The following is a 5,839-nucleotide window of genomic DNA, read 5'->3' as shown; positions in this document are numbered from 1 at the left end:
GGTCCGGGTCTGGGGCGGGGGGCGGGTTGCCGTCGCCTAATTCGTCGTTCGATGCGCAGAATCCGCAGGTGGCGTTGCCGCCGATCCAGGCGCCCAGCCCGTCGGTCGCGCCGAGTCCGGTGCCCGGGTCGGGGACGCCGCAGAGCCGGTTGCAGGGCAACAAGGCGCCCGTCGCGCAGGACCTCACGTTCGAGCGGATGGCCAGCACGCAGATCGCCTGGCTGGCGGCGCTGATGGTGGCGTTCTCGCTGCTGCTGACGCAGTTGCGGCTCGGCCGCCGGCGGCTGCCGGCGGGGGCGGCGAAGCGCGTGAAAGGGACGCACCGGCGGCCCCGCCACGGCATGTTCGGCAAGTGAACGGACACTCGTCTAAGTTCCCCGCAATGGTTACTCTCAACGGGACGGCTGTGCCCTTGCGAGCCCCCGAAGCTCCCGGATGAGGTGACCGCAATGGACCAGGACCACGACCGGGACCAGATCGCGGAACTGCGGGCCCGCGCGGAATCCGGCGACCGGAACGCAGCAGGGCGGCTGGGGGAGCTGCTGGCCAGGCACGGCGACCCGGAGGGTGCGCTGAGGGTGTGGGGTCAGGCCTATGGCGACACGTCCCCCACGACCCGGCGGCTGGCCGATCTGCTGGCCGAGCGCGGCGATCTGGCCGGCGCGGTGGAGGCTTGGACGTTCTCGGACGCGGTATGGCAGAACTCCACGGGTCTCCACGCGGAGCGGCTGAGTGAACTCGACGCCGACGACCGGCGGGACTGCGACGACGGCTCCGAGGACTGGGCCTACACGGAGGCGGAGCGGCTGGCGCGGCTGCTGGCCGAGCGGGGTGATGAGGCCGCGATCACGGAGCTGCGAGCGCGTGCCGAGGCCGGCGACACGGCCGCGGTGAGGCAGCTGGCCCGATAGGCGGCGTCAAAAGGGCGCTAGGCGGGCACCATGCGGCTCAGGGTGTGGCAGGCGATGGCGGCGGCCGCGGTGACGTTGAGGGAGTCGACGCCGGCGGACATGGCGTCCGGGCTCATCGGGATGCACACCGCCTCGTCGGCCTCGTCCAGCCAGTGGGACGAGAGCCCGTCGCCCTCGGAGCCCAGGAGCAGGGCGATGCGGTCGCCCGTGGCCGCCTCGTCCATGGGCGTGGCCGCCTGGTCGGGTGTCAGGGCCAGCAGAGTGAAGCCGGTGGCGCGTAGTTTAACCAGGTCGTCGTGCCAGTTGGCCATGCGCGCGTAGGGGATCGCGAAGACCGCGCCCATGGACACCTTGACCGACCGGCGGTACAGCGGGTCGGCGCACCGGGGCGACAGGACGATCGCGTCGATGCCGAGGGCGGCCGCACACCTGTATATGGAGCCGACGTTGGCGTGGTCGACCAGGTCTTCCAGGACGAGGACGCGCCGGGCGCCCGCGAGGACGGAGTCGACCGCGGGCAGCGGGAGCCGCTCGACCGATGCCAGCGCGCCGCGGTGCACCTGGAAGCCGGTGATCGCTTCGAGGACGGCGTCGGCGGCGATGTAGACGGGGGCGTCCAGGCCGTCCAGGAGGTCGGCGAGGGGCTCTGCCCACCGGCGGGACATCAGCAGGGACCGGACGGGGTGGCCGGCGCCGGCCGCTCGGCGGATCACCTTCTCGCCCTCGGCGACGAAGAGGCCGTGCTCGGCCTCCAGGCTCTTGCGGAGGTTCATGTCGCGCAGCCGGACGTAGTCCGCGAGGCGCGGGTCGGCGGGGTCCGAGACGGGGATCAGGCGGGCCATCCCCCAAGTCTGCCGCCGGTTGCGGAGTGCCTCGGGACACGCCGTGACCGGACGGCCGGATCCGGACATCTCGGGCGCCTCGGACGGCCCTTCGGCGGCGCCGCGTACCGTCTCGGTCGCGGGGTGTGACGGTCTCGGTCAATGCAAGGTTCTTCAGGACATACGCTCATGACCTGCGTCATTATCAGTTTTGAGTTCTTTGTAACCTCTGGTTCGTACTACTACAGTGCCGTGGGACATCGGCGGGTTTCTGGTGAATCGAGGGCAGGCCATGAGCGGACGTCATCGCAATGACTTCCCCGAGGGGATGGGCGAGGGCGGCTACGACCCGTCCACCCCCGTCTTCGGCCCGGCCAACGACGGGTCGTCCGACTGGTTCGGGTCGCGGGAAAGCCAGGGCCAGCCGCTCTCGCAGCCCCAGGCCGGTCCGCAGGGGGCACCGCCCGGCGTCGCGCCGGGCGCCTCGGGTGAGACGCCGGAGTGGTTCACGCCCCGGCAGTCGTCCGAGCAGCCGGTGTACGGCTCCGGACGGTTCGGCGGCCCGTCCGAGACGGGCGGGTACGCGGCCGGACGGTCCGCGGCGCCGGCGGCTTCCGCCGGATCCGGCGGTTACGGGCAGGGGCCCGGGTCGTCGTCGCCGCAGGGGCCTCCCCCGGAGTCCTCGCCGCTGGCCGGGACCGGGTACAGCGAATACGACTCCATCAGCAGGTCGGACGGTGGCCCGTCCGGCTTCTTCGGCGGCGGTTCCGGCGGTTCGGGTGACTCCGGCGGTTACGGCGGCGGGTCCGGTGACTCGGGCGGCTACGGCGGTTCGGGTGGGTCCGGCGGCTATGGCGGCGGTTCCGGCGGCTACGAGTACGGGCGGCGCAAGCGCAAGCGCAGCGCGACCGCGCTGATCGGGCCGATGGCCGGGGCCGTGGGCCTGGCGCTGCTGCTCGGCGTCGGCGTCTACGCGTTCGCCGAGAGCGGCGGCGGCTGCTCCGGCGACGACGCGATGAACCTGTCCGTCGCGGCGGCGCCCGACATCGCGCCGGTCGTGGAGAAGGCCGCCGGGCGGTTCAACGACGGCAAGCACGACGTCGACGGCAAGTGCGTCAAGGCGACCGTGAAGAAGGTCGATCCGGCGTCGGTGGCGCCGCTGCTGTCCGGGCAGGCCGTGGCGAACGGGTCCAACGAGCGCCCGGACGTGTGGATCCCCGACTCGTCCCTGTGGATCGCGCTGGCGCAGACCGGCGAGAACAAGGACGACAAGGCCGGCGTCGTCTCCACCAAGACCTCCCTCGCGCAGAGCCCGATCGTCGTCGGGTTGCCGGGGTCGCTCGCGGCGCAGCTGAAGAAGCAGGGCATCACCGCCAGTCCGTCCTGGGACAACCTGCTGAAGGCCGCGGGCGGCGTCGCGGGCGGCGCGGTGACCAAGAACCAGATGATCCCGGCCGGGTCGGTGCGGCTCCTCGCGCCCGACCCGATGAAGAACGCCGCCGGGATGGGCTCGCTGGTGATCACGAGCACGCTGCTGGCGAACGACCCCAACCGGGACTCGATCTTCACCGGCATCGTCCGGACCGTCCGGGAGAGCACCGTCCCGAACGTGGCGGAGGAGTTCAAGCACTTCCGCAAGGACCGCAGCGGCAAGCAGCCGATCTCGCTGTCCTCCGAGCAGGCCGTCTACCAGTACAACCGGACGAAGCCGGCCGAGCCCGCGGTGGCGCTGTACCCGATCGAGGGCACGCTGTCGATGGACTACCCGTTCACCGTCACCAGCAAGGACGGCGCCAAGCAGAAGGGCGCCCGCCTGCTGGAGGACGCGATGAGCACCGAGGCGACCCGCAAGGACGCCCTCCAGGCCGGGTTCCGGACGCCGGACGGCAAGGCGCCGTCGGGGTTCGGCGAGGCGGCCGGCGTCAGCCCGGCGCGGCCGCGGCAGCTGCCCACGCCGAAGAGCGCCGACGTCGCGAAGATCATGCAGGCGTGGTCGAAGCTGTCGCTCGGCCTGCGCATGCTCACGCTGATCGACGTGTCCGGGTCGATGGCCGAGAAGGTCGGGCCGAAGACCAACCGGCTGCAGGCGATCGCGCAGGTGTCGCAGGGCGGGCTCAGCATGATGTCCAACGACACCGAGCTCGGCCAGTGGCTGTTCTCGACCAACATGAACGGCGACATCCCCTACAAGGAGACGGTGCCGATCGGCGCGCTCGGCGACCGGATCGGGTCGAACACGCGGCGCGGCCTCGTGCTGTCGACGCTGAACCAGATGAAGCCGAAGCCGAACGGCGACACCGGCCTGTACCGGACGATGCTGGCCGCGTACAAGAAGATGAACGAGACCTACAAGCCCGAGTTCGGCAACTCGATCCTGCTGCTCACCGACGGCAAGAACGACGACGACGGGGGCCCGTCCCTGGCGGACACGCTGAAGCAGCTGAAGGGCATGCAGGACCCGAACAAGCCGATCCAGGTCAACATGATCGGGTTCGGCAAGGGCGTCGACCGGGGCGAGCTCGAGCAGATCGCGGCGGCGACCAACGGCAATGTGCAGGTGGCGCAGACGCCGCAGGAGATCTCCAAGATCTTCCTGAAGATGCTGTCCCGCCGGATCGAGTGATCACCTGTCGGTGATCTACCGGATGCGCCAGGTAGTTCCTGATTTTTCTGGGGATCGCGTGTCAACCGGTGGCCCGAGCCGATCGTCTTTCTATGTGGAGGCCCGACGGGGAGCGGGGCCGTCGGGCCTCCGACTTACTTTCCTCCCTGGCCCGTAACGGGGGGAGCCGCTCCCGTCCAGGCGGGCCGGCAGGTGCGAGACCTGCGGCGTCCGGTACGGAAGGCGGCTCGCAGGCGGCCGGTCCGAGGACCGGGGCCGGGAGAGTGCACCGCTCCCCTCTTGGATCTCCAAGCCCGTCCCCGACGATGCGGACGAGGATTTCGGAAAAGCCCGCAGGAGGACCCTCGTGTCCGGTTGGCCCAATCTCGATCGCGCCGATGACGAACGGCTGGCGCGTTCGCTGGCCGTGAGCGACCCAGGCGCCCTCATCCAGGTCATGGATCGCTACGCGGCCCGCCTGTACGACTACTGCCACGCGCTGCTGCGCGACCACGAGCAGGCGGCCGGGGCGCTGCACGACGCGCTCATCGCCGCCTACGCGCACGTGTCCGTCCTGCGCGAGCCCGACCGGTTCCGCGGCTGGCTGTACGCGCTCGTCCGGAACGAGTGCATGCGGCGGCTGCGCGCCCCGGACCGTCCCGCCGAGCGCCGCGAGGCGCCCGAGGTCGAGGACGGCTTCCTGGACGAGGTGGAGCTGTCCCGCCGGCAGGAGGCCCGCCGGCTCGTGCACGGCGCCCTGTCCGGGCTGCGCGGACGCGAGCGCGAGTCGCTCGACCTCATGCTGCGGCACGGCCTGGACGCCGACGAGGTCGGCGGCGTCCTCGGCCTGGACGCGCACGAGGCGTCGAACCTGACCGGCGAGGCCCACGCCCGCCTGGACGACGCCCTCGCCGCCGCCTACATCGCCCGGGCGGGACGCGACGACTGCCCCGAGGCCGCCGCGATCGCCGACGACGGGGGCTGGCCGCTGCCGCCGCCGGTCGTGCGCCGGCTCGTCCACCACATCGACACGTGCCGCATCTGCGGGCCGCGGCGCGACCGGGCCGCGGTGTCGGCGGCGCGGCTCCTGCAGGTGCTGCCGGTCGCGATGATGCCGACCGACCTGCGCGGACTCGTGATGGCGACCGCGACCGACCCGGCGCTGGCCCCCGACCTCGCCGCCATCGCGCACGGCGCGGAGCCGTTCGACGCCTGGGGCTGGCCCGCCATGGTCGACCAGGAGGACGGCAAACCCGCCGCGGAACGCGGGGGCCCGCGCGGGCTCTGGGCCGCGCTGGCCGCCGCCGCGGCCGTCATCGTGGTCGTGGCGGGGGCGTTCTACGTGATGCACGGCTCCGGCGGGAAGTCGGCCGCGCAGGGGCCCACGGGCGGGACGTCGGGGTCCGTGGCCGACCCGTCCTCCCCGTCCGACTCGGAAGAACCGTCGGACAGCCCGACGCCCACCGAGTCGGAATCGCCGACGCCCACCCCCACCACGACGACAC

General features: G+C 72.0%; 4 protein-coding genes and 1 pseudogene. 4 read left to right on the top strand and 1 reads right to left on the bottom strand.

Annotated elements, in window-relative coordinates; genetic code table 11:
* Positions 1–356: pseudogene (locus tag E1293_RS43660) on the top strand (hypothetical protein); the annotation flags it as partial.
* Between the two features lie 93 nt (positions 357–449).
* Positions 450–911, top strand: coding sequence for a hypothetical protein (locus E1293_RS43655; protein ID WP_132205512.1), 462 nt, complete (start codon positions 450–452; stop codon positions 909–911).
* A 17-nt stretch (positions 912–928) separates the two neighbouring features.
* Here E1293_RS43655 and E1293_RS43650 read toward each other — a convergent pair whose 3' ends face one another.
* Positions 929–1,753, bottom strand: a complete 825-nt coding sequence (locus E1293_RS43650) for a TrmH family RNA methyltransferase (protein ID WP_132205510.1) — start codon at positions 1,751–1,753, stop codon at positions 929–931.
* A gap of 271 nt (positions 1,754–2,024) precedes the next feature.
* Here E1293_RS43650 and E1293_RS43645 point away from each other — a divergent pair, with 271 nt between their 5' ends.
* Both E1293_RS43645 and E1293_RS43640 read left to right on the top strand, forming a co-directional pair.
* Entirely contained in the window at positions 2,025–4,355 is a 2,331-nt protein-coding gene (locus E1293_RS43645) for a substrate-binding domain-containing protein (protein WP_132205508.1), read from the top strand.
* 346 nt (positions 4,356–4,701) lie between these two features.
* A partial coding sequence (locus E1293_RS43640) for an RNA polymerase sigma factor (protein WP_132205506.1) occupies positions 4,702–5,839 on the top strand: 1,138 nt, incomplete at its 3' end.

The sequence above is a fragment of the Actinomadura darangshiensis genome, from assembly GCF_004349235.1.
In the GTDB taxonomy this organism is placed as follows: domain Bacteria; phylum Actinomycetota; class Actinomycetes; order Streptosporangiales; family Streptosporangiaceae; genus Spirillospora; species Spirillospora darangshiensis.
Note: the sequence above shows the minus strand (reverse complement) of the source record. Positions and strands in the feature narration are given on the sequence as shown.